At 66.8% G+C, this 21,743-nt stretch carries 17 protein-coding genes and 2 tRNA genes; 5 read left to right on the top strand and 14 right to left on the bottom strand.

The features are described from left to right. A partial coding sequence (locus tag AC1DKQ_RS13540; protein WP_476919253.1) for an HNH endonuclease occupies nucleotides 1–1,335 on the top strand: 1,335 nt, incomplete at its 5' end. 216 nt (nucleotides 1,336–1,551) lie between these two features. On the opposite strand, the gene leuD is transcribed toward AC1DKQ_RS13540, so the two are convergent. Next, the gene (leuD, locus tag AC1DKQ_RS13535; protein ID WP_476919252.1) at nucleotides 1,552–2,157 is read right to left on the bottom strand and encodes a 3-isopropylmalate dehydratase small subunit; all 606 of its coding nucleotides are present in this window, start codon (nucleotides 2,155–2,157) and stop codon (nucleotides 1,552–1,554) included. A gap of 92 nt (nucleotides 2,158–2,249) precedes the next feature. Then, the gene (gene leuC, locus AC1DKQ_RS13530; RefSeq protein WP_476884753.1) at nucleotides 2,250–3,704 is read right to left on the bottom strand and encodes a 3-isopropylmalate dehydratase large subunit; all 1,455 of its coding nucleotides are present in this window, start codon (nucleotides 3,702–3,704) and stop codon (nucleotides 2,250–2,252) included. Between the two features lie 129 nt (nucleotides 3,705–3,833). Here leuC and AC1DKQ_RS13525 point away from each other — a divergent pair, with 129 nt between their 5' ends. The 3 genes from AC1DKQ_RS13525 (at nucleotide 3,834) to AC1DKQ_RS13515 (ending at nucleotide 6,841) form a co-directional block, all read left to right on the top strand. Then, nucleotides 3,834–4,553: an IclR family transcriptional regulator gene (locus AC1DKQ_RS13525; RefSeq protein ID WP_026266447.1), complete on the top strand. Its 720-nt coding sequence runs from the start codon at nucleotides 3,834–3,836 to the stop codon at nucleotides 4,551–4,553. Between the two features lie 13 nt (nucleotides 4,554–4,566). Then, nucleotides 4,567–5,103 carry a DUF1697 domain-containing protein gene (locus AC1DKQ_RS13520; protein ID WP_476919251.1) on the top strand — a complete coding sequence of 179 codons (537 nt, stop codon included), beginning with the start codon at nucleotides 4,567–4,569 and terminating at the stop codon, nucleotides 5,101–5,103. Nucleotides 5,104–5,404: 301 nt separating this feature from the next. After that, nucleotides 5,405–6,841 (top strand): hypothetical protein, encoded by a 1,437-nt coding sequence (locus AC1DKQ_RS13515; RefSeq protein WP_476919250.1) that lies wholly within the window; start codon nucleotides 5,405–5,407, stop codon nucleotides 6,839–6,841. A 127-nt stretch (nucleotides 6,842–6,968) separates the two neighbouring features. Here AC1DKQ_RS13515 and AC1DKQ_RS13510 read toward each other — a convergent pair. Both AC1DKQ_RS13510 and AC1DKQ_RS13505 read right to left on the bottom strand, forming a co-directional pair. Next, nucleotides 6,969–7,041, bottom strand: a tRNA-Glu gene (locus tag AC1DKQ_RS13510). A gap of 129 nt (nucleotides 7,042–7,170) precedes the next feature. Continuing rightward, nucleotides 7,171–7,242: transfer RNA gene (locus tag AC1DKQ_RS13505), tRNA-Gln, on the bottom strand. A gap of 451 nt (nucleotides 7,243–7,693) precedes the next feature. On the opposite strand from AC1DKQ_RS13505, the gene AC1DKQ_RS13500 reads away from it, so the two are divergent. After that, the gene (locus tag AC1DKQ_RS13500) at nucleotides 7,694–8,002 is read left to right on the top strand and encodes a hypothetical protein (RefSeq protein WP_476919249.1); all 309 of its coding nucleotides are present in this window, start codon (nucleotides 7,694–7,696) and stop codon (nucleotides 8,000–8,002) included. Nucleotides 8,003–8,029: 27 nt separating this feature from the next. Here the strand turns inward: AC1DKQ_RS13500 and AC1DKQ_RS13495 are convergent, their stop codons facing one another. From AC1DKQ_RS13495 to serA, 10 genes are all read right to left on the bottom strand, one after another. Further along, on the bottom strand, nucleotides 8,030–8,743 hold the full coding sequence (locus AC1DKQ_RS13495) for an HAD family hydrolase (RefSeq protein WP_476919248.1): 714 nt from the start codon (nucleotides 8,741–8,743) through the stop codon (nucleotides 8,030–8,032). A 1-nt stretch (nucleotide 8,744) separates the two neighbouring features. Further along, complete coding sequence (gene gltX / locus AC1DKQ_RS13490) at nucleotides 8,745–10,280, bottom strand: glutamate--tRNA ligase (RefSeq protein WP_476884748.1); 1,536 nt, start codon at nucleotides 10,278–10,280, stop codon at nucleotides 8,745–8,747. Between the two features lie 102 nt (nucleotides 10,281–10,382). Next, the gene (locus AC1DKQ_RS13485) at nucleotides 10,383–11,159 is read right to left on the bottom strand and encodes a fumarylacetoacetate hydrolase family protein (protein WP_377985101.1); all 777 of its coding nucleotides are present in this window, start codon (nucleotides 11,157–11,159) and stop codon (nucleotides 10,383–10,385) included. Between the two features lie 92 nt (nucleotides 11,160–11,251). Further along, the gene (locus tag AC1DKQ_RS13480) at nucleotides 11,252–12,064 is read right to left on the bottom strand and encodes an MBL fold metallo-hydrolase (RefSeq protein WP_476919247.1); all 813 of its coding nucleotides are present in this window, start codon (nucleotides 12,062–12,064) and stop codon (nucleotides 11,252–11,254) included. A gap of 179 nt (nucleotides 12,065–12,243) precedes the next feature. After that, nucleotides 12,244–13,356, bottom strand: coding sequence for a branched-chain amino acid aminotransferase (locus tag AC1DKQ_RS13475; protein WP_277523343.1), 1,113 nt, complete (start codon nucleotides 13,354–13,356; stop codon nucleotides 12,244–12,246). A gap of 180 nt (nucleotides 13,357–13,536) precedes the next feature. After that, nucleotides 13,537–14,589, bottom strand: a complete 1,053-nt coding sequence (locus AC1DKQ_RS13470) for a 3-isopropylmalate dehydrogenase (protein ID WP_476919246.1) — start codon at nucleotides 14,587–14,589, stop codon at nucleotides 13,537–13,539. A gap of 126 nt (nucleotides 14,590–14,715) precedes the next feature. Then, on the bottom strand, nucleotides 14,716–16,275 hold the full coding sequence (metG, locus tag AC1DKQ_RS13465; protein ID WP_476919245.1) for a methionine--tRNA ligase: 1,560 nt from the start codon (nucleotides 16,273–16,275) through the stop codon (nucleotides 14,716–14,718). Nucleotides 16,276–16,284: 9 nt separating this feature from the next. Further along, nucleotides 16,285–17,052, bottom strand: coding sequence for an ABC transporter ATP-binding protein (locus AC1DKQ_RS13460; protein WP_377985106.1), 768 nt, complete (start codon nucleotides 17,050–17,052; stop codon nucleotides 16,285–16,287). Beyond that, on the bottom strand, nucleotides 17,049–19,835 hold the full coding sequence (locus AC1DKQ_RS13455; RefSeq protein ID WP_476919244.1) for an ABC transporter permease: 2,787 nt from the start codon (nucleotides 19,833–19,835) through the stop codon (nucleotides 17,049–17,051). Before AC1DKQ_RS13455 ends, AC1DKQ_RS13460 begins: the two co-directional genes overlap by 4 nt. A 205-nt stretch (nucleotides 19,836–20,040) precedes the next feature. Continuing rightward, nucleotides 20,041–21,636, bottom strand: coding sequence for a phosphoglycerate dehydrogenase (gene serA, locus AC1DKQ_RS13450; protein ID WP_476919243.1), 1,596 nt, complete (start codon nucleotides 21,634–21,636; stop codon nucleotides 20,041–20,043). Nucleotides 21,637–21,743 lie beyond the last annotated feature (107 nt).

Genomic DNA, 21,743 nt, shown 5'->3' with positions numbered 1-21,743 from the left:
GCCCTCGTGGCCGAGATGCCGCACACCCTCGCCGCGCTCGAATCCGGGCAGCTGAACGAATGGCGCGCCACCCTGCTCGTGCGCGAAACCGCGTGCCTGACCGCCGCGGACCGGTCCGCCGTCGACGAACACCTCGCACCCGACACCGGGACCCTCGCCGGGGCCGGGGACCGGCGGCTGGTCGCCACCGCCCGGGCCGCCGCCTACCGGCTGGACCCGCGCACCGTCACCGACCGCGCCGCACACGCCATGTCCGAGCGGCATGTCAGCCTCCGCCCGGCCCCGGACACCATGTGCTACCTCACCGCCCTGCTCCCGGTCACCGCCGGCGTCGGCATCTACACCGCCCTGAGCCGGCACGCCGACACCCTCCGGGCCGCCGGGGACCCGAGGGGCCGCGGGCAGGCCATGGCCGACACTTTGGTCCAGCGCTGCACGGGCACGCCGGGCGGGATCACCGGAGTCGAGATCCAGGTCGTCATGACCGACCGCACCCTCCTCCAGGCCGACTCCGAGCCGGCCCGGATCCCCGGCTACGGCACCGTCCCCGCCGGCTGGGCCCGCACCCTCATCAACGCCACCAAAGCCAACGACAGCACAGCCGGCATCGATTCACCCGGACAAAACGGCCCACAGGAATCCGGCGAGTCAACCACCGGTCCCCCTGAACCAGGCGGCACACCCGGCGGACCCCGGGGACCCGGCACGCCCAGGAGCGCCGATGCCGATGCCGATGCGAACGCTTTCACCGTCTGGCTTCGACGGCTCTACACCCACCCGCGCACCGGCGAGCTCGTCGCCATGGACTCCCGCGCCCGGATCTTCCCGCACCGGCTCCGCCGCCTCATCCAGACCCGGGACGACACCTGCCGCACCCCCTACTGCGACGCCCCGATCCGGCACCTGGACCACATCATCCCCTGGCACCACGGCGGACCCACCACCCAGACCAACGGCGCCGGCCTCTGCGAAGCCTGCAACCACACCAAAGAAACCCCCGGCTGGCGAGCCCGCCCAGCAAACCCCGCACACCCACAACTCGCGGACTCTAGACCCCGACCAGGTCCCGGGCGCAGCAGAACCAGGCACACCATCGAACTCACCACCCCCACCGGCCACACCTACCACTCCACCGCACCACCCCTCCCGGGAACGCCGTTGTCAGAACCAGCTTCCTGCGGCGATCTGCCCACGGCGGATCCGATTGCCGCAACAACGGCTCTTGACCCACGTGCGCACGGAACGGATGGGCCGGCGTCCCGGTACCGTCGCCAGCTCCGGCACCGGGCGAAGGCCCTCAGGATCCGAAAGCGTCTTTCAGTTGCGGTGGCCTAGGACCGGTAACTCGTGTCGCTGACTCGTGACGTCGGATGGGCGTGCCAGCTGGGCCTAGAAACGAGAAGTGACGACAAAAGTGCCGCCGTCGAGTCTTGCAACTCGACGGCGGCACGTCAGAACTAGTCGAACGACCGAGACTGGGCGGCTGCCCGCACGACCTGTTGCCCGCGGCCCTGAGCTCTTGCCTGGCCTCGGGTCCTCAGATCTGGACCCTCAGGACGACAACCGGGCAGGCAGCGTCCTGGGCTTGAAGGAAGGCCGCGTGGCCTCGTACGCGGTGATATCTGGTTCGTGCTTGAGGGTCAGCCCAATGTCATCCAGGCCTTCCAGGAGGCGCCACCGTGTGTAATCGTCAATCTCGAAGGGCGCCACAATGTTGCCGCACTGCACGGTCTTGGACACGAGATCCACCGTGACTTCGGTTCCGGGGGCGTTCTCAAGTTCCTTCCAGATGAGCTCGATGTCGTCCTGGGCGAGCTCGGCGGCGAGCAGGCCCTGCTTGCCGGAGTTGCCCCGGAAGATGTCGGCAAAACGGGACGACAGGACGGTCTTGAAGCCGTAGTCCTTCAACGCCCAGACGGCGTGCTCGCGGGACGAGCCGGTGCCGAAATCGGGGCCTGCCACCAGGACCGATCCCGCGCTGAACGGTGCCTGGTTCAGGATGAAGGACGGGTCTTTGCGCCACGCGGCGAAAAGCGCGTCTTCAAAGCCGGTGCGGGTGATGCGCTTGAGGTACACGGCAGGGATGATCTGGTCCGTGTCAACGTTGCTCTGGCGCAGCGGGACACCGATGCCGGTGTGGGTGGTGAACTTTTCCATGGCGGATCCTTCGGGACTGTATGGATCGGGGCTGTGTGGATCGGACTGTGTGGATCGGGGTTTGAATCCGGGCGGAGACTACGCGGCAGAAACTACGCGGCGTCGACGCGGACCGCTGCCGACTCCGGAGCGGGGTCCAGATCCGACGGCGAGCTCAGCGTGCCGCGGACCGCCGTTGCCGCCGCGACCACCGGCGAGACGAGGTGGGTGCGGCCGCCCTTGCCTTGGCGCCCCTCGAAGTTACGGTTGGACGTTGAGGCGCAGCGCTCCCCCACTTCCAGCTGATCCGGGTTCATGCCCAAACACATGGAGCAACCGGCAAAGCGCCACTCGGCCCCGAAGTCCTTGAAGACCTTGTCCAGGCCCTCGGCTTCAGCCTCGAGCCGAACGCGGGCGGAGCCGGGCACCACCAGCATGCGCACGGCCGGGTCCTTGGTCCGGCCCCGGATGACGTCGGCCGCGGCCCGGAGGTCCTCCATCCGGGAGTTGGTGCATGAGCCCAGGAACACCGTGTCCACCCGGATGTCCTTCATCGGCGTGCCGGCCTCGAGCCCCATGTACTGCAGGGCGCGTTCGGCGGCGGCCTTGGCGTTTTCATCGCCGAAGTCGTCCGGGGACGGCACCTTGGCAGAGAGCGACACTCCCTGGCCCGGGTTGGTACCCCACGTCACGAACGGCTCCAGGGTGTCGGCGTCGAGGTCCACCTCAACGTCGAACGCCGCGCCGTCGTCGGTGCTCAGCGTGTTCCAGTAATCGACGGCGGCATCCCAGTCGGCGCCCTGGGGCGCATGCGGGCGGCCGTACATGTAGTCATACGTGGTCTGGTCCGGAGCCACCAGCCCGGCGCGCGCGCCGGCTTCGATGGACATGTTGCAGATGGTCATCCGGGCTTCCATGGACAGCGCGCGGATGGCGGAGCCGCGGTACTCCAGCACGTAACCCTGCCCGCCGCCGGTGCCGATCTTGGCAATGACGGCCAGGATGATGTCCTTGGCGCTGACGCCGGGGCGCAGCGTGCCCTCAACGTTGATGGCCATGGTCTTGAACGGCTTCAGGGACAGCGTCTGGGTGGCCATGACGTGCTCCACCTCGGAGGTGCCGATGCCCATGGCCAGCGCTCCGAAGGCGCCGTGCGTTGACGTGTGCGAGTCACCGCAGACCACGGTCATGCCGGGCTGCGTGAGGCCCAGCTGAGGGCCCACCACGTGCACGATTCCCTGCTCAGCGTCGCCGAGGGAGTGCAGCCGGACGCCGAACTCCTGGCAGTTGTTGCGCAGGGTCTGGATCTGGGTGCGGCTGGTGAGATCGGCAATTGGCTTGTCGATGTCCAGCGTGGGAGTGTTGTGGTCTTCGGTGGCGATGGTGAGGTCCGGCCGGCGCAGCTTGCGCCCGGCCAGGCGCAGGCCTTCAAAGGCCTGCGGCGACGTCACCTCGTGCACCAGATGGAGGTCGATGAAAAGGAGGTCCGGCTGGGCGTTGGCTCCTTCGCCGTCCCCCTTGCGCACAACGTGCGCGTCCCAGACTTTCTCGGCCAGTGTCTTTGCCACGGCCTGCTCCCTTCACTGCGGTAAATAATGTGCGTTCTACGGACTATTGCTTCCACTGAACCAGCACAGCCAAGTAATACGCCAGCGCGTTGACTTGCATCTCAGATAATGAGACGTCAATATCATTACATGGACAATTCTAGTGGAGTCGGTGTCATCGATAAAGCGGCCCATGTGCTTGACGCACTTGAGGCTGGCCCCACCACCCTGGCGCAGCTGGTGGCGGCCACGGGACTGGCCCGGCCCACGGTGCACCGGCTGGCTCTGGCCCTGGTGCACCACAGGCTCGTGAGCCGCGACATCCAGGGCCGGTTCGTGCTCGGGAGCCGCCTGGTGGAACTGGCCTCGGCCGCCGGCGAGGACCGCCTCATCGCCTCCGCGGGCCCCGTGCTCATGCAGCTGCGCGACGCCACCGGCGAGAGCGCCCAGATCTTCCGCCGCCAGGGCGACTGGCGCGTCTGCGTGGCCTCCGCCGAACGCCCCATCGGCCTGCGCGACACGATTCCCGTTGGCACCCAGCTGTCCATGAAGGCCGGCTCCGCCGCCCAGGTGCTGCTGGCGTGGGAGGACCACGACCGTCTCCTGGAAGGCCTCCAGTCCGCCCGCTTCACTCCGACGGTTCTGGCCGGAGTACGACGCCGGGGCTGGGGCCAGAGCCTCGGTGAGCGTGAGCCGGGGGTCGCCTCCGTTTCGGCACCGGTCCGCGGGCCGTCCGGCCGCGTGATCGCCGCAGTGTCCATTTCCGGTCCAATCGAGCGCCTGACCCGCCAGCCGGGGCGGCTGCACGCCGAAGTGGTCTGCAACGCCGGGCGTGTCTTGACCGAGGCGCTCCGCAAGACCAACGACTAAGTATGCTGTGCCCATGAACAGCTATGCGGTGTTCCTGCGGGGCATCAACGTGGGCGGCATCAATATCAAGATGGCCGATCTCAAGAGCGCACTGAAGTCACGGCCGTTTTCGGGGGTCGTGACACTGCTCGCCAGCGGCAACGTGGTGCTGGCCAGCGAGCTGGATCCTGCTGGGGTCAAGCAGGAGTTCGAGGCGTGCCTGCGGGAAACCTTCGGCTACGACGCCTGGGTGGTGGTGCTGACGGCGGCCCGCGTGGCAGCCCTGGTGGAGGCCTGCCCCTATCCGGCCGACGACGCGTCCACCCACACATATTTGACGCTCGCCTCTGATGAAGCAGCACTCTCGGAGCTGTTTGAGGCAGGCAGCGCCCTGGACGGGGCCAAACTCACCCGGCTGGGCCCTGAAGCCCTGGCCTGGCTCGCCCCCGCCGGCGGAACCCTGGACAGCCCCTTCAGCAAGCTGTCCTCGAAGGAGAAGTACAAGGCTTCCACCACCACCCGCAATCTCCGCACCATGATCAAGGTCCGCGACGCCGCAGCGAGCGTCTAACTGACTCGCCGCCGTCGGCAACGTCCGTAGCGACACAAACTGTGTCGGGGCCACAATATGTGAAGGCGCACGATCATAGGGTTTTCCAAGGCTCGTTGGTCCATGATGGTCGAGGAAGCGCTGTTGGCCGGATGAAGGGCCGATCGTCATGTCCGTAACACGTAGAACAGCCATTATTTCCGGTGGTCTCGGACTAGCTGCTGCCACTCAGAGTGATCAGGCCGTCCGGGGTCAAGCCGCCGCGGCGCTGAATGCACCCGTCGGCAAAGGCGAACTCTTCATTAATGCCCGAGACTATGGCGTGACCGGCAACGGAACCACGGATGACCGGGCTGCAGTGCTGGCGGCCGCGAACGCGGCGGTGGCGCTCGGCTACCCGCTGGTCATCCCGGCCACCTACACCATGGTCCTCGGCGCCGGACTGGTCCTTCCCGCGGGGCTTCGCCTGCACACCAATGGTGCGAGGTTCCGTGCGAGTGCCCGGACGGGCCGCAGCCCCCAAATCAGGATCGGCTCAAATACGGCCGTCACCGGCGGCATCTACATCACCACACTGGGCGGCGCCAGCGGCTCGGGTTTGTCTATCCAGGACGCAACAAACGTCCGGATCGACGTCGTGGACGTCGAATCGACTGTCCCCGGACAAGGCAGCGGCAACATCCGGGACAACGGGGTGAACATCAACGGCTCCAGCTACATCACCATTGACCGTGCCCGGATCAAGAACTTCGACTACGCCTTGTTCGCCGAGACAGTTCCGAACCTGACCATCAACTGGCTCGAAATCCACACCTACGTCAACGGCGCGCATTTTCGCGACGTATCTCACCTTCGCCTCAACGGCGGCTGGATCCGGGGTGCATCCCCGAACTCGATCTACACGCCCGGACACAACGGCGTCCTCCTGGAAGCGAACCAACCGTCAGAGGACATACACATTGACAACGTCGCCGTGCACGACGCCGGCGAGCACGGCTTCCGCGCCTCCGGCCCGGCACAGATCAGAAACCTTTGGATCAACAACTGCTCCGCCATCAACTGCACAGGCACCGGGTTCAAGGTTCTCGGCAGCCTTCCCGCCGTGGGTGTCTACAACGAGAACTTGTTCATCCTGAACTGCCTTGCGGAGGACTGTGGCCTGGTGAACCGGAACACATGCGGGTTCCTGATCCAAATGGCCAACTACGTCAAGATCGTCAGTCCAATCGTCCGCAACCGGAACAAAGCAAACTCAGGGCACTCCGGCATCCGCATCGGCGGCGTGACACACATGCAGATCACAGATCCGGACATTCGGAAAGCCAACAACTACGGCATCTTCATCGATTCCGAGCTGGGGGATGTCTCCCATGTGAAGATCAACGGCGCGATCATCGACCAGACGACAGGGTGGGCAATCTACCTCGCTAACGGGCAGCCCGGCGGGGCCGCAAACAACTTCAGCAACCTCGAGATCGACGCTACGGTTACCATCACGGACGCCAAAGCCGGCGGGTTCTACTCCGGCAAAGGTGAATACACCGCGGAGGGAACCTGGACGGGATTCAACCGTGTAACCCTCCGCTTCGAGGATTCCGTAGTCAATACGGTCTCGGCGTCGGCCTCGTCCCGGCAGTTCTACGCCGACATCATCGGAAAGACAAACACGACGGTTGTGTTCAAGAACGGTTCAACTTGGACGGATACGGCCACCGGAAACTGCCTGCAGGCGCGATCCGGCGCCTGGGTCACGCTCTAACCCGCAGCTGGGCCTTGGCGCGGCGGCCAGCGGGCCGGCCAGCACCGGCGGCGCGTTGCGCAACGGGATCCACACGCCCGGGCAAAGCAAAACGGCCCCGGGCAGATGCCCGGGACCGTTTCCGTTGTGACCCCAGCGGGATTCGAACCCGCGTTACCGCCGTGAGAGGGCAGCGTACTAGGCCGCTATACGATGGGGCCGCGTACTTCCAGAACAGCACTTCTGCCATTCAAGCCAAATGATTGTTTCATACACTTGGCCAGCGTTTCAAATCGGACCAGCCGATTCAAAACTTCCGAATTTCAGCGGAAACCCGCGGACTTTCAGAGCTGGGATACCAGGACTCGAACCTAGAATGACGGTACCAGAAACCGTAGTGTTGCCAATTACACCATATCCCAAAGGCACTTTCGGTCCGGATCTTTAGGCCTAAACCTTCGCTCCCGGCGCCTCAGCACGAGTAATTACTTTACCCGAGAGTTTTCACTTCCACAAATCGGGCGTGCAGCGCCGGGATCGAGCCGTCCGGGCAGGCCGAGTGCCGCTTCAACGGTGGCAAAACCCAAGCCAGGCCTCGCCAATCCCGCGGAAACAAGTTTATGCTCGGTAAGTTACCAACGAGTAACCACCCCTCCCCCAGTCCACTGCGGGCAGCCTTGCGATCATTTTCCGGTGTTAGCTGCATCACGTCATCTGGGGTGGCCGGCAGCCTAGCGGCTCATCGCCCTGCTGGGGTTCTATACCCTCGTCACAGGCCACATCACCGACGGCTCAGCGAAGCTCAAGGATGGGGCGCCCAGGCTTCCGCCGGAGCTGGCCAGCTGGAGGACGGCGCTCAAGGCCGCCGCCCGGATGACCGCGGGCAGCTCCCGGCACGCCGACGGAACCATGGCGTTGAACGTCGGCATCAGGGGCAATCCCGGCGATCCGGCCAACCCCCGCCTGCTCAACGGCTCCCGGGCACTGGCTTCCGGCGCCTCAGAACTCTCGGCCGGCAGCACCAAGCTTGCGTCCGGCTCCTCCCAGCTGGCTACGGGCGCGGACAAACTCGCGGACGGCAACGCCAAGATCGCGGACGGCACCGGCACGCTCGCAGTGCTGGCCCTCGGCTCCGTCGGCGCCTTCCTGGCGCTGCGGAAGAAGCAGGCCATCCCCCGGTAGCCTCCGGCGCCGGTTCCTGCGGACCGGCTACGCCAGCAGATCCAGCAGGGAGCCGACCTCGCGGCCCACGAAGCCCGGGGCCGGTTCCCCGCCGCGGTTCAGCCAGACACCGAGGAGGCCGGCCGCCGTCGAGCCTTCCGCGTCGAGCAGCCGGTTGTCCCCGACGTACAGGGTTTGGCCGGGGCCGGTACCGATCCGCCGTACACCTTCGAGGTAGATGGCCGGATCCGGTTTTGCGACGCCGACGGTATCGGTGCCCACCAGAACGGCAATCCGTTCCAGCCCGGCCGCGTCCAGCTTCACGCGCTGGTAGTCGTGGACGTTGTTGCTCACAGCCCCGTAGGGAATGCCGGCGGCGTCCAGGGCGTCCAGCAGCGGTCCGACGTCGTCGAACGCGCGAATGTAGCCGTGTTGGCGGCTCGCGTAGGAACTCACCCAGTGGTGGGCCTGTTCGCCGTCCGCCAGTTCGACGCCGAAATACCCCAGCGCCGCCCGGCCGCGGAGCAGCCGCTGCTCATTGAACGTCAGCTCGCCGGCCAGATAGCGGTCGTAGAAGTGGGTGGTCTCATGGGTGAAGATCCGCCCGAACCGCTCCCACCCGGCCTCGTCCAGGCCGGGCAGGAGGTGCTCGCTGACGTCGCGGAGGGCCGTCGTCATGGCGAATTCGAGGTCCACCAAGGTGTCATCGATGTCGAACAGGATCCCTTGGACAGCGCCGGAGCCCAGACCCGCTGCCAGCATGTCAGCCGCGGAAGGCGCGGAGGCGGGCCAGGGACGAGTCCTTGCCCAGGATGACCATGGATTCGAACAGCGGCGGGGAGATCCGCCGGCCCGAGACGGCCGTGCGGACCGGTCCGAAGGCCAGGCGCGGCTTGATGCCGAGGCCTTCCACGAGGGCCTCCTTCAGGGCAGCCTGGATGTTCTCGGCCGTCCAGTCGGCGACGGGCTCCAGCGCGGACAGGGCAGCGTCGAGCACCTCGGTGAGGTTCTCCGGCAGGCCCTTGCGGGCGTCGTCGGCAACGTCGATCGCGTCATCGGCCTTGAACAGGAACGCGAGCATTTCGGGGGCCTCGCCCAGCAGCGAGATGCGCTCCTGGATCAGCGGGGCGGCCTCGGCCAGGATCTCCTCCTCGCGGGCCGTGAGGCTCTCCCCCACGAATCCGGCGGCCTGGAGGTAGGGCACCAGGCGGCCGCGGAAGTCCTCGGCACCGAGCATGCGGATGTGGGTGCCGTTGATCGCTTCGGCCTTCTTGATGTCGAAACGGGCCGGGTTGGCCAGCACATCGTTGACATCGAAGTGCTCGATCAGCTGATCGACGGTGAAGATGTCCTCATCGGCGGAGAGGCTCCAGCCGAGCAGGGACAGGTAGTTGAGCAGGCCTTCGGGGATGAAGCCGCGGTCCCGGAGCAGGAACAGGTTGGACTGGGGGTCACGCTTGGAGAGCTTCTTGTTGCCCTCGCCCATGACGTACGGCAGGTGGGCGAAGACGGGCATGTAGCTGGCGACGCCGATGTCCATGAGCGCGCGGATCAGCACCACCTGGCGGGGCGTGGAGGAAAGCAGGTCCTCGCCGCGGAGCACATGGGTGATCCCCATCAGTGCGTCATCCACCGGGTTAACCAGGGTGTAGAGCGGGGATCCGTCGGCACGGACAATGACGTAGTCCGGGATGCTGCCGGCCTTGAAGGTGATCTCGCCGCGGACCATGTCCGTGAACGTGACGTCCTCGTCGGGCATGCGGACGCGCAGCACGGGCTGGCGGCCCTCGGCCTTGAACGCGGCCAGCTGTTCCTCGGAGAGCTCGCGGTCGAAGTTGTCGTAGCCCAGCTTGGGGTCGCGGCCGGCTGCCCGGTGGCGGGCCTCAACCTCATCCGGCGAGGAGTAGCACTCGTAGGCGTAGCCGGCCTCGATCAGCTTGGCCACGACATCCTTGTACAGGTCCAGCCGCTGCGACTGGCGGTAGGGCTCGTGCGGGCCGCCGACCTCCACGCCTTCTTCCCAGGTGATGCCGAGCCATTTGAGGGCTTCAAGCAGCTGCTGGTAGCTCTCCTCCGAGTCGCGGGCCGCGTCCGTGTCCTCGATCCGGAACACAAAGGTGCCCTTGGTGTGCCGGGCATGGGCCCAGTTGAACAGGGCCGTGCGGATCAGGCCGACGTGCGGGGTGCCCGTGGGCGACGGGCAGAACCGGACACGGACCGGGGTGTCAGCGGTGACTTCACCGGTGGGGGCAGCAAGGGCGGAGCTGGAAACGGCGTCGGACGCGGAAGGAGTAGTCATAGTGGTACCAACATTACCAATCTCTCCCATCGCCACTTGCCCGGAATGCCGCCACGCAAAAGGACAGCCGAACTCGGCGCTACATCTTCCTGGCGGAGCGGGTTAGCGGCGGACCACCGGGTTGGAGAGGCGTCCGATGCCCTCGATCTCGACCTCGTAGCGGTCGCCGGCCTTTACTGCGCCGACTCCGGCCGGGGTACCGGTCATGATGACGTCGCCGGGCAGCAGGGTGAAGGCCTGCGAGACGATGGAGACCAACTCCCGGACGCCGCGGATCATCTGGTTGGTGCTGCCGTCCTGGCGCAGTTCGCCATTGAGCCGGCCCTGGATCTGCAGGTCCTCGGTGTCGAGCTCGGTCTCGATCCACGGCCCCAGCGGTGCCGAGGTGTCGAAGCCCTTGGCACGGGCCCACTGCAGGTCCGTCTTCTGGACGTCGCGGGCGGTGAGGTCGTTGCCGCAGGTGTAGCCGAAGATGACGTCGTCCACCCGGTTCTCGGGCACGTCCTTGCAGATCCGGCCGATCACGACGCACAGCTCGGCTTCGAAGGAGACATCCTCGGAGAACTCCGGCAGGACAATGGGATCGTTGGGCCCGATCACGGAGGTGTTGGGCTTGAGGAACAGCAAGGGCTGGGCCGGGACCTCGTTGCCGAGTTCCCGGGCGTGCTCCGCGAAGTTGCGGCCGACCCCGATGACCTTGCTGCGCGGGATGATCGGCGCCAGCAGGCGGACGTCCTCCAGCTTGTGCTTCATGGGGGTTCGTTCCACGCCGTGGAAGAAGGGGTCGCCTTTGATGACAGTGACTTCCTCACTGCCGGGCTCACCTTCCACGATGCCGTAGAGGGGATCAGAATCAACTACAAACCGGGCGATACGCATGGTTCCCAGCCTACCGGTCCCAGGGGTGTGCCCCTCCCAACTAACTCGCAGCAGGGGCCGTTATGAAGGCCCAAAACGGCCCCTGCTGCCAGTCAGTTGGGTGAACCTGGGTGAGTCCGCAGGTAGTCCAGCTGCGCCGCCACGGAGAGCTCCGCGGCGCGTCGGACGGAGGGATCGACGTCGGCGTACACGGCGTCCGTGACGGCCCGGACATCGGCGTCAGCGCCGGCGCCCTTACCCAGTGCCGCGAGGGCGGCCCGGATCTGCTCGAGCCGCTCCTGCCGGTGTTCCCGGTAGGCGCGGGCGACGGCGTCCAGTGCCGGCAGCACCGGGCCGTGGGCCGGCAGCACCGTGGCTGGCCCGAGGCGCTCGAGCCGGTCCAGCGATTCGAGGTAGTCGCGGAGGGTGCCGTCTGGGTAGTCCAGCACGGTGGTTCCGGAGCCCAGAATCGTGTCCCCGGTCAGCACCGAGCCGTGCGGGCCGTCCTGCGGCAGGTGGAAGCACAGCGAATCAGCCGTGTGGCCCGGTGTAGCAAGAACCCTGATGTCCGTTCCGGCCGCGCGGATGGTTTCGCCATCCCGCAGCGGGGGTGCGCCGTGGCAGTGGGCGGGATCCGCGGCCCGGACAGGTGCGCCAGCGAGCTCCGAAAACCGCGCGGCGGCCGCGGTGTGGTCGGCGTGGCGGTGCGTGATCAGGATGAGTTCGACCGGCCCGTCGCCGGCCAGCGCCTGCAGGTGCGGCTCGTCGAGGGGCCCGGGGTCGACAACCACCCTGCCTGCCGCCCCCGGGCCGGCAATGAGATAGGAGTTGGTTCCGGCCAGGCTCATGGGGCCCGGGTTCGGGGCGAGGCGGAACCGGGTCAGTTCACTGCTGCGGACAATGTCGCGGAAATTCTCGGTGCTCACGGTCCCATCCTTGCACCGAACCCAACCCTTGCGCTGAAATCTGGCCCTGCACTGAACCCCCTTGCGCTGAAATCTGACCCTGCGCGAACTTCCTGCGGCTGCAGACGCCGACGGCGGCCGCCACAGGAAGGTGGGGGCCGCCGTCGTGCCGGTGGTTCCGGCGCTGTGAGCGTTAGGGGTTAGGCGAGGCGGGTCAGCCAGCCGTGGGTGTCCTCCACGGTGCCGGTCTGGATCCCGAGCAGCTGGGCGCGGATGGCCAAGGTGGTCTCCCCCGCCGTCGCGTCTTCGGCGCCGATGAACTCGGTGGCGTCCTTGAGCACGCCGATCGGGGTGATGACCGCGGCGGTCCCGCAGGCGAAGACCTCGGCGATTTCCCCGGAGGCTACGCCATCGCGCCACTCATCCAGGGTGATCTTGCGTTCGGTGACTTCCCGGCCCATGTCCCGGGCCACCTGCATCACGGACATCCGGGTGATGCCTTCCAGGATGGTCCCGGACAGCGCGGGGGTGACCAGCGAGCCGTCCTTCATGACGAAGAAGACGTTCATGCCTCCGAGTTCCTCGACGGCGTTGTCGTTGAACTGGTCGAGGAAGAGGACCTGCTTGCAGCCGTGAGCCTCGGCCTCCTGCTGGGCGATCAGCGACGCCGCGTAGTTGCCGCCGCACTTGGCGGCACCTGTTCCGCCGCGGCCGGCGCGGGCGTATTCACGCGAGATCCAGATGGAGACGGGCTTGAGTTCGCCGCCGAAGTAGTTGCCGGCCGGGGAGGCGATCACGCGGAAGGAGACCTCGCGTGCGGCCCGCACGCCCAGGAACGCCTCGGTGGCGATCATGAAGGGCCGCAGGTACAGGGCTTCGCCGTCGCCGGAGGGCACCCAGTCCTTGTCGGCCGCGACGAGTTCGCGGATGGCGCCGAGGAAGTATTCTTCCGGGAGTTCGGGCAGGGCCAGCCGCCGGGCGGACCTGTTCAGCCGGGCGGCGTTGGCCTCGGCCCGGAACGTCCAGATCGAGCCGTCTGCGTGGCGGTAGGCCTTGAGGCCCTCGAAGATCTCCTGGCCGTAGTGCAGCACTGCTGCCGACGGGTCCAGGGAGATCGGGCCGTAGGGCTCAACCCGAGCGTCGTGCCAGCCACCGTTGCCTGCGGCGTCGACGGTGTAGTCGACAATCGCGGTGTGGTCGGTGAAATAGTCGCCGAACCCCGGGTTTGCCAGGATGGCTGCACGCTCTTCAGCAGACTTCGGGGTCTCCGACAGGTGCTGGGTGAATTCGACGCCATGGGCAGTCTGAGTCATGGTTCCTCCACGATCGGCTGCCTGGTGTGGGAACGTGGTTCACCCTCGGACCACGGCAGCATATTGGTGATTCGAAACAAGCTTACGCCCGTTGGCAGCGGGGTTTTGCGGCGCCCGCCGGGCCCCGTACAGCGCAACCTACAGCACAGCGCAACCTACAGCGTCTGAGCTACTGCGGGCTTACAGCGCCGCCGCGATGGCGTCGCCCACCGCGCTGGTGGTGCGGACGGCGCCGTCGCGGGCCTCGACGTCGGCCGTCACGGCCGCCTCGATCTTCCGCGCGGCGGCGCCAAAGCCGAGGTGGTCGAGCAGGAGCGCCGCGGAGAGGATGGCCGCGGTGGGGTCGGCCTTCTGCTGGCCGGCGATGTCCGGGGCGGACCCGTGGACCGGTTCGAACATGGACGGCGCCGTGCGGTCCATGTTGAGGTTGGCGGACGCGGCGAGGCCGATCCCGCCGGTCACGGCGGCCGCGAGGTCGGTGATGATGTCGCCGAACAGGTTGTCGGTGACGATCACGTCGAAGCGGGCCGGATCGGTGACCATGAAAATCGTGGCGGCGTCAACGTGAAGGTAGTCGTGCGCGACGTCAGGAAACTCCTGGGCCACGGCCTCAACCGTGCGCTTCCAGAGCTGGCCGGCGAAGACCAGGACGTTGTGCTTGTGCACCAGCGTGAGCTTCTTGCGGGGGCGGTCGTTGGCCCGGCGGAACGCGTCGCGGACCACGCGCTCCACGCCGTGGGCCGTGTTCAGGGAGACCTCGGTGGCCACCTCGTGCGGGGTGCCGGCGCGCAGCGTACCGCCGTTGCCGACGTAGGGGCCTTCGGTGCCCTCGCGGACCACGATGAAATCGATCTTGCCGGGGTTGGCGAGCGGGCTGCCGACCCCGGCGTAGAGGCGGGAGGGCCGCAGGTTAACGAAGTGGTCCAGGCTGAAGCGCAGCTTGAGCAGGAGTTCGCGCTCGATAACGCCGGACGGGATCCGGGTATCGCCGGGGGCCGCCCCGACGGCGCCGAACAAGATGGCGTCGCGCGTGCGGAGATCGGCGAGGGTGGCCGCGGGCAGGGTCTCCCCCGACTCGAGCCAGTGCTCCGCGCCCAGCTTGTAGTGGGTCTGCTGGAGCACGATCCCCTCGGCGGCCGCGGCCTTCTCAAGAACCTTCAGGGCCTCGGCCGTGACCTCCGGACCAATGCCGTCGCCCGGGATGACTGCCAGATCAATCGTGGATGCGCTCATGTTTTCAGCGTAGCCAAGAGTCCCACATTCTGGTCAAGTTGTCTCACTATTCGATCGCCCGCAGCAAAAAAGGACGCCCCCGCACCTTCCTTTCGGAGGCACGGGAGCGTCATTCACTTCGCTGGCTCAGGCCTCGGCGGGTTCCTCGTACTTCGGGAACGCCGGGGCTGGCGCGGGCAGCTCCGTGCCGGGCACAATCGGGGTCCCCAGGGCCGTGAACTGGCGCGCCTCGCCCTCCGGCTGGCCGAGTGTGTGCAGGATCGCCGCCGTCGCCGTCGGCATCACCGGCTGGGCCAGGATCGCGACGATCCGCAACACCTCGAGCGTCACGTAGAGGACCGTGTTCATGCGTTCGACGTCGGTCTTGCGCAGCACCCACGGGGCCTGCTCGGCGAAGTAGGCGTTGGTGTCCCCCAGGACAGCCCAGATCGCCTCCAGTGCGCGGCTGAACTCCTGCTTTTCAAACGCGGCCCGGGCGGCGTCCAGCAGATCGTTGGCCTGGCCGAGCAGCGCGGTGTCCTCGGCGGAGAACGCACCGGGCGCGGGCACCCGGCCCTCGCAGTTCTTGGCCACCATGGACAGCGACCGCTGGGCCAGGTTGCCGAAGTTGTTGGCGAGGTCGGAGTTCATCCGGCCAACGATTGCCTCGTGGTTGTAGTTGCCGTCCGCCCCGAAGGGGACCTCGCGCAGGAAGAAGTAGCGCACCTGGTCCAGGCCGTACTGGGCCACGAAGTCCGCGGGCGCCACCACGTTGCCCAGCGACTTGGACATCTTGACGCCGTTGTTCTGCAGGAAGCCGTGGATCATGATCCGCTTCGGCAGCTCGAGTCCTGCGCTCATGAGGAACGCCGGCCAGTAGATGGCGTGGAAGCGGGAGATGTCCTTGCCGATCACATGGACATCGGCGGGCCAGAATTTCTTGAAGGATTCCGAATCGATGTCCGGGTAGCCGACGCCGGTCAGGTAGTTGGTCAGCGCGTCGACCCACACGTACATGACGTGCTTGTCATTGCCGGGCACGGGAACGCCCCAGTCGAACGTGGTCCGGCTGATGGACAGGTCCTCCAGTCCGCGCCTGACGAAGCTGATGACCTCGTTGAAGCGGGACTGCGGGGCGCCAAATTCGGGGTGGGCCTCGTAGAGCGCCAGCAGTCTGTCCTGATAGGCGGAGAGCCGGAAGAAGTAACTCTCCTCGGCCGTCCAGGTGACCTCGGTGTCCGATTCGCGCGAGTAGCGGATGCCGTCGTCCTTGACCACGGTGTCGTCCTCGACGTAAAACGCCTCGTCGCGGACCGAATACCAGCCCTCGTACTTGGACAGGTAGATGTCCCCGTTGGCCTCCATCTTCTTCCAGATGGCCTGCGACGCCGCGTAGTGGTCGGCGTCCGTGGTGCGGATGAAGCGGTCGTACGAGACGCCCAGGGCGGCGTGCGCCCCCTTGTAGATCTCGGCGTTCCGATCCACCAGTTCCTTGGGCGTGACGCCTTCCTTCTCGGCCGCCTGGGCGATCTTCATGCCGTGCTCGTCGGTGCCGGTCAGGAAGAAGACGTCGTATCCGTCCAGGCGCTTAAAGCGGGCCATCGCGTCGGTGGCGATGTACTCGTACGCATGGCCGATGTGCGGCACCCCGTTGGGGTACGTGATGGCCGTGGTGATGTAGAACGGGGTCTTATCAGTTGAAGTCACGGTCTAAATCTAGATCAGTTCTGTGAGGGTATCGCTCTGGCGGACCAGTTCGTGGTCATGTGAAGCGACCAGCACGGCAATGCCGTCCGAGGTGGTGTCCTTGAGAATGCTGATGATGCGGTTGGCCGCGGCACGGTCCAGGCTGGCCGTGGGCTCGTCGACCACCAGGACGCGGGTGCCGAGGATGAGCGCCCGGGCGATCGCCACGCGCTGGCGTTCGCCGCCGGAGAGCTGCGCCGGGCGGTGGCGCATGCGCCGGCCCAGGCCCACGAGGTCCAGGAGGTCCTTGGCCATGTCGCGGCGCTTCTCCACCTCGCCGTCGGGCACGGCCGGCAGCAGGACGTTCTCCAGCGCGCTCATCCCGTCGATCAGCGCGCCGCCCTGGTCAACGTAGCCGATCAGGGCGCGGCGGCGGTCGGCGATCTCGTCGTCGCCCATGGTCTCGAGCGAGTCGCCTTCCCAGAACACCCGGCCCGACGTCGGCAGGGTCAGCCCCGCGCCGACGGTCAGGATGCTGGTCTTGCCCGAACCGGAGCGGCCGGCGACGCAGTGCATTTCGCCCGCGTGCAGCGTCATGTTGAAGTCGTCCACGACGTTGACGGCCTCGGCACCGCCCTTGCCGCCGCCGTAGTGGATGGTGATGTTGCTCAGTTCCAGTGGCGTGGCGTGGTCCGCGGCCTTCACGATGGTGTTGGCGCGGGTCTTATGCGCACCGCGACGGGTGCTGGCTGTCATCCGGTCGTGTGCCTCCCGGTCAAGGTTCAGCTCGTTAGTCATTGGACCACTTTCGTTGCAATCGGAATCCAGCAAAGTACAGCTACGAGACCGGCAATTGCGGCCCACAGCGCGGCATAGGGGGCGAGGAGGAGGCCGATGCCGAGGGCGCCCACAATGCCGAGGGGCAGCGCGACGGCTCCCACCATGGCGTTCTCAAACAGGCGGACCTGGCCCAGCATGTCCGGGTTCCAGCCCATGGCCCGCAGCGTGCCGAGGTACTGGCGCTTGGCCTGCAGCTCGAAGCGCCCGGTGACCATGGTCAGCACCAGCCCGACGGCCACGCCGGACACGCCCAGGACGATGCTCGGGAGCGCGATGCTGGCCGCGGCCAGCCCGCTGAGGGCGCTGGCGCCGGCGGCCCGGGGAATGTCGATCAACAGGGCCACCAGTCCGCCGACAGCGGCGCCGAAGACACCGACTGCAACGGCCAGCGAGATGGTGTTGAACTTGTTGGTGCTCAGCTGCCGGTTGGCGAAGGTCAGCGGGGAATCGACCGCAATGAGCCGTTCGTCGTGTTGCGGCTCCTGGTCCACTACCTCGCGGTGGCGCAGTTGCTGCGCAGCGATGAACGCCGCACCCACGTACAGCACCAGGACCGACGCCGAAACCACCGCGGTGGCGGCGCTCCAGGTGATCAGGCTCAGGGCAACGCCGACGACGGCCAGCAGCGCGGCGCCGACGCCGAATTCGGCCAGCACCCAGGAGCGGATCTTGCGCTGGGTCCAGCCCATGGCGCGCAGGGTTCCGGCCTCACTGCGCCGCTTGCGGATGTAGCTGACGGTGGAGGCGCCGGTCAGAAGGGCGGCGCCGCAGAGGGTCAGGAACAGCAGGGTCAGGTTCGTGGCGGTCAGGGAGCTGGAAACGGCGTCAGCGGCGTCCTGGCGGACCCACGACTGCTGCACGGTGCCCAGCGGCGATTCCTTGCCGGCGCCATCCTTGGAGTAGCCGGGAACGGCGATGTTGGCGTCTTCGCGGGCCGAGCCGGCCACAACGGTGGCCTGCAGGCCCATGTCGCGGATCTCGTTGGCGAGCTTCTCCACCTCGGGCTGCGCCTGCTTCCAGCTGCCCGGAACCTTGGCGCGGACCCGGACGGCGTCGATCACGGAGGCGTTCTTCTCATAGCCGCGGGCGGCCGCGAGGCCGTAGTAGTCGGTGATGGCACCGGCGGACTGGCTGACCAGTCCCGTGGCGCTCAGCGAGGGCTTGAGTTCGGTGTTGACGTCAGTGCCGGACGCGTCCTTGGTCAGGGTGAACGGCGCGGGGTCGTAGCCGCCCAGCGGCAGCCGGTTGACGTCGCCGGCGGCAGCCTTGACGTTCGCGGGGTCGAAGGTGCCGTAGACCATGGCCAGCGGCGTGGCCAGCTTCTTGCCGGTCTCGAGGTTCTGCCTGTAGGAGCGCTCGTCCACGGGGTCGCGCTGGGTCTGGTCGACGGCGGCGCCGTTGGCGGCCTTGTCCGGCAGCCGGTTCACGGTGACCCAGTCACCGGGGGTGGCGCTCTTGTCCACTGCGCCGTTGGCGGCGGCGTCGCCGTCCTTGTACGCCGGGGCGGCGGCAAAGTTGGTGCTCCATGTGGCGGGGTTGTAGAGGCCCTGGCTGAAGGATCCGGTGTCACCCATGAGCTGGGAGAGGTCCTTGGACCCGGGCCAGGCGAGGGCGAACGGGGACTTCGAGACGAACGGCAGGTAGTCCTTGTCCAGCGAGCGGGTGACCGTGCCGACGTCCTTGGTGACGTTGCCGGAACCGTCGATTTCCTCGATCTTGACCGAGTACTTCAGGTCCAGGGCGGTGCCTGAACGCACGATCAGCGGGATGGCCTGCGAATCGGCGGTGAGCTGGCCGTCGCGCTTGGCCTGCTGGTACTGGGTCATCAGCGGTGCCCAGTACTTGAGCTTGACGCCGAGGAAGTCCGGGCCTTCCTTGAGTTGCTCCATGGAGATGCCGTTGGTGAAGAGGCTCTCGAAGTGCCGGCCGATCGCGCCGGCGTTGCGGGCGTCCGCGGGCGGGGCCTTCTCCAGCGGGGCCAGGAAGTCGCCGGCTCCGCCGAGCAGGGCGCGTTCGGAGACGGGGTCGACGGCGACGACGGACTCGGTCACCTGCGGCGCCATGGGCAGCGAAACGGAGAGGTTGAAGAGATTGTGCTCGGAGCCGCCGGCCGGGGTGGGGAACTTGATCCCCGTCTCGCCGTCCGGGCCCTGGATGCGGACGTTCTTGCCGCCTTCAACCTGCTCTTCGACGAGCTTCGCCTTGCCGAGGGAACCTTCTGCCGTGGTCTTGAACAGGGTCTGGTCGGAGTGGCCGTCGGAGCTGACGGCGCTGGCGGTGAGGCGGTATTTCTTCGGGGTGTCGTTCAGCACCGATTCCGCGGCCGGCCACTTGCTCGGGTCCGTGGCGGTCGGGTCGCCGGACGTGCCCGCGAGGCCGGCGTTGAAGCCGAGGTAGTCAGTGGCGTCCAGCCGCGGCGATTCCAGGTTCTGCGTGACGCGCGAGACCAGGCTGATGGGTGCGGCCACCGAGGTGCCGGAGAGTTGGCGGATCGAATCCAGCTGCTCGAAGCTGATGCCGCCCTGGCCGGTGGCGATGTCCGGCTGCATCAGGCCGCCGTTGTCATCGGCCTTGGCCTGGACCAGGACATCATAGAGGCCCCGGGAGTTTTGATCCACGGTCCTGTTCAGCGCCGCCTGGGACTGACCCTGGACGAGCACGGACAGGCACATGGCGACGATCAAAATGGACGCGGTCAACAGAAGCACTCTGCTTCTGATGAACCTCTGGACGGCGTTCATTGGGCTCCTGAAAGCTGGATTGCGTGCGCACGCCGCAGTTCATTTCCTGCGGAAGTGAAGGCGTCCCGTGCCGGGCGTGCAAAAGTAAAGGCCGGTCTGCCGGCCAAGACCCGAAATTCGGTCCTAGCCATTGTACGCAGACCAGCCGGCCGCTCGTGGCCGCCGGCGGCGGTCATGCCGCCGCCGGCGCCCTGCGGGGAGGATTTCAGTCCTCGAGGTCAACCTCACGGACCATGTCAGCGCCGATTCCGGCCTTGATCGCGTCAAGGACCTGCTGGGGAACGGAGCTGTCGATGGTCAGCAGGGCAAGCACTTGGCCGCCCTCTGCCTGGCGTGCCACCTGCATGCCGGCGATGTTGATGTTGTTCATGCCCAGGATGTGGCCGATCGTGCCGATCACGCCGGGGCGGTCCGTATAGGCAACCACCACGAGGTGTTCGCTGATCGGGATCTCCACCTCGTAGCCGTTGACGCCGACCAGTTTCTGGATCTGCTTCGGGCCGGTCAGGGTTCCGGCGACGGAGATCTGGCTCCCGTCGCTGAGGGCGCCGCGCAGCGTCAGGACGTTGCGGTACGACTCGGTGTCCGGGGTGGTGATGAGGCGGACGTTGATGCCGCGCTGCTCGGCGATCACGGGGGCGTTGACGTAGGAGACCTGCTCGGTCACGACGTCGGCGAAGATGCCCTTGAGCGCCGCGAGTTCCAGGACCTTGACATCGAGTGAGGAGATCTCCCCTGCCACCTCGACGTCGAACTGCGTGAGGGAGGCGTGGGTCAGCGCGGTGAAGATCCGGCCCAGCTTTTCAATCAGCGGGATGCCGGGACGGACGTCCGGTGCGATGACGCCACCGGCGACGTTGACGGCGTCGGGGACCAGTTCGCCGGCGAGTGCCAGGCGGACGGACTTGGCGACGGAAACGCCGGCCTTTTCTTGGGCCTCGTCGGTGGAGGCACCGAGGTGCGGGGTCACCACGACGTTGTCGAGCTTGAAGAACGGCAGGTCGGTGCTGGGTTCCTTATGGAACACGTCGATGCCGGCGCCGGCGATGTCACCGGCCTGCAGCGCGGTGTAGAGGGCTTCCTCGTCCACCAGTCCGCCGCGGGCGACGTTGATGACGTACGCCGTGCTCTTCATCTTCTTGAAGGCGTCGGCGCCGAGCATACCGACGGTTTCCGGAGTCTTGGGCATGTGGATGGTGATGAAGTCCGACTGCGCAAGGAGCTCGTCGAGCGTCACCAGCTGGACGCCGAGCTGGGCGGCCCGGGCGGAGGTGATGTAGGGGTCGTACGCGAGGATCTTGGTGTCGAAGCCCTTCAGGCGGGCTGCCACCAGGGCGCCGATCCGGCCCAGGCCGATGATGCCGATCTTCTTCTCGAAGAGCTCAATGCCGGTGTACTTGGAGCGCTTCCACTCTCCGTCCTTGAGGGCGGAGCTGGCCTGCGGGATGTGCCGGGCGAGGCTGAGGATGTGGCCGACGGTCAGTTCCGCGGCGGAGACGATGTTCGAGGTCGGCGCGTTGACCACCATGACGCCGGCCTGCGTGGCCGCCTTGATGTCCACATTGTCCAGGCCGACGCCGGCGCGTGCGATTACCTTGAGGTTCTTGGCGGCGGCGATGGCCTCGGCGTCCAGCTGGGTGGCGGAGCGGACCAGGATCGCGTCGACGTCGGCGATCGCGGAGAGCAGCTGGGAACGGTCGGAGCCGTCAGTCTGGCGGATTTCAAAGTCCGGGCCGAGGGCGTCGACTGTGGCGGGTGAAAGTTCCTCAGCGAGGAGTACTACAGGTTTGGTGCTTGTCACCGGTGACCTCTTTAGCTCTCTTGTGTATCTGGTGGGGATTTTGGTGAATCGGGTGGTGCTGGTGATGCGGTGGTGCTGGACAGCAGGGAAGCCGGACCCCAAGTTAT

This window comes from Arthrobacter sp. 05L421, assembly GCF_056397785.1.
This window is presented reverse-complemented; position numbering and strand designations above follow the sequence as displayed.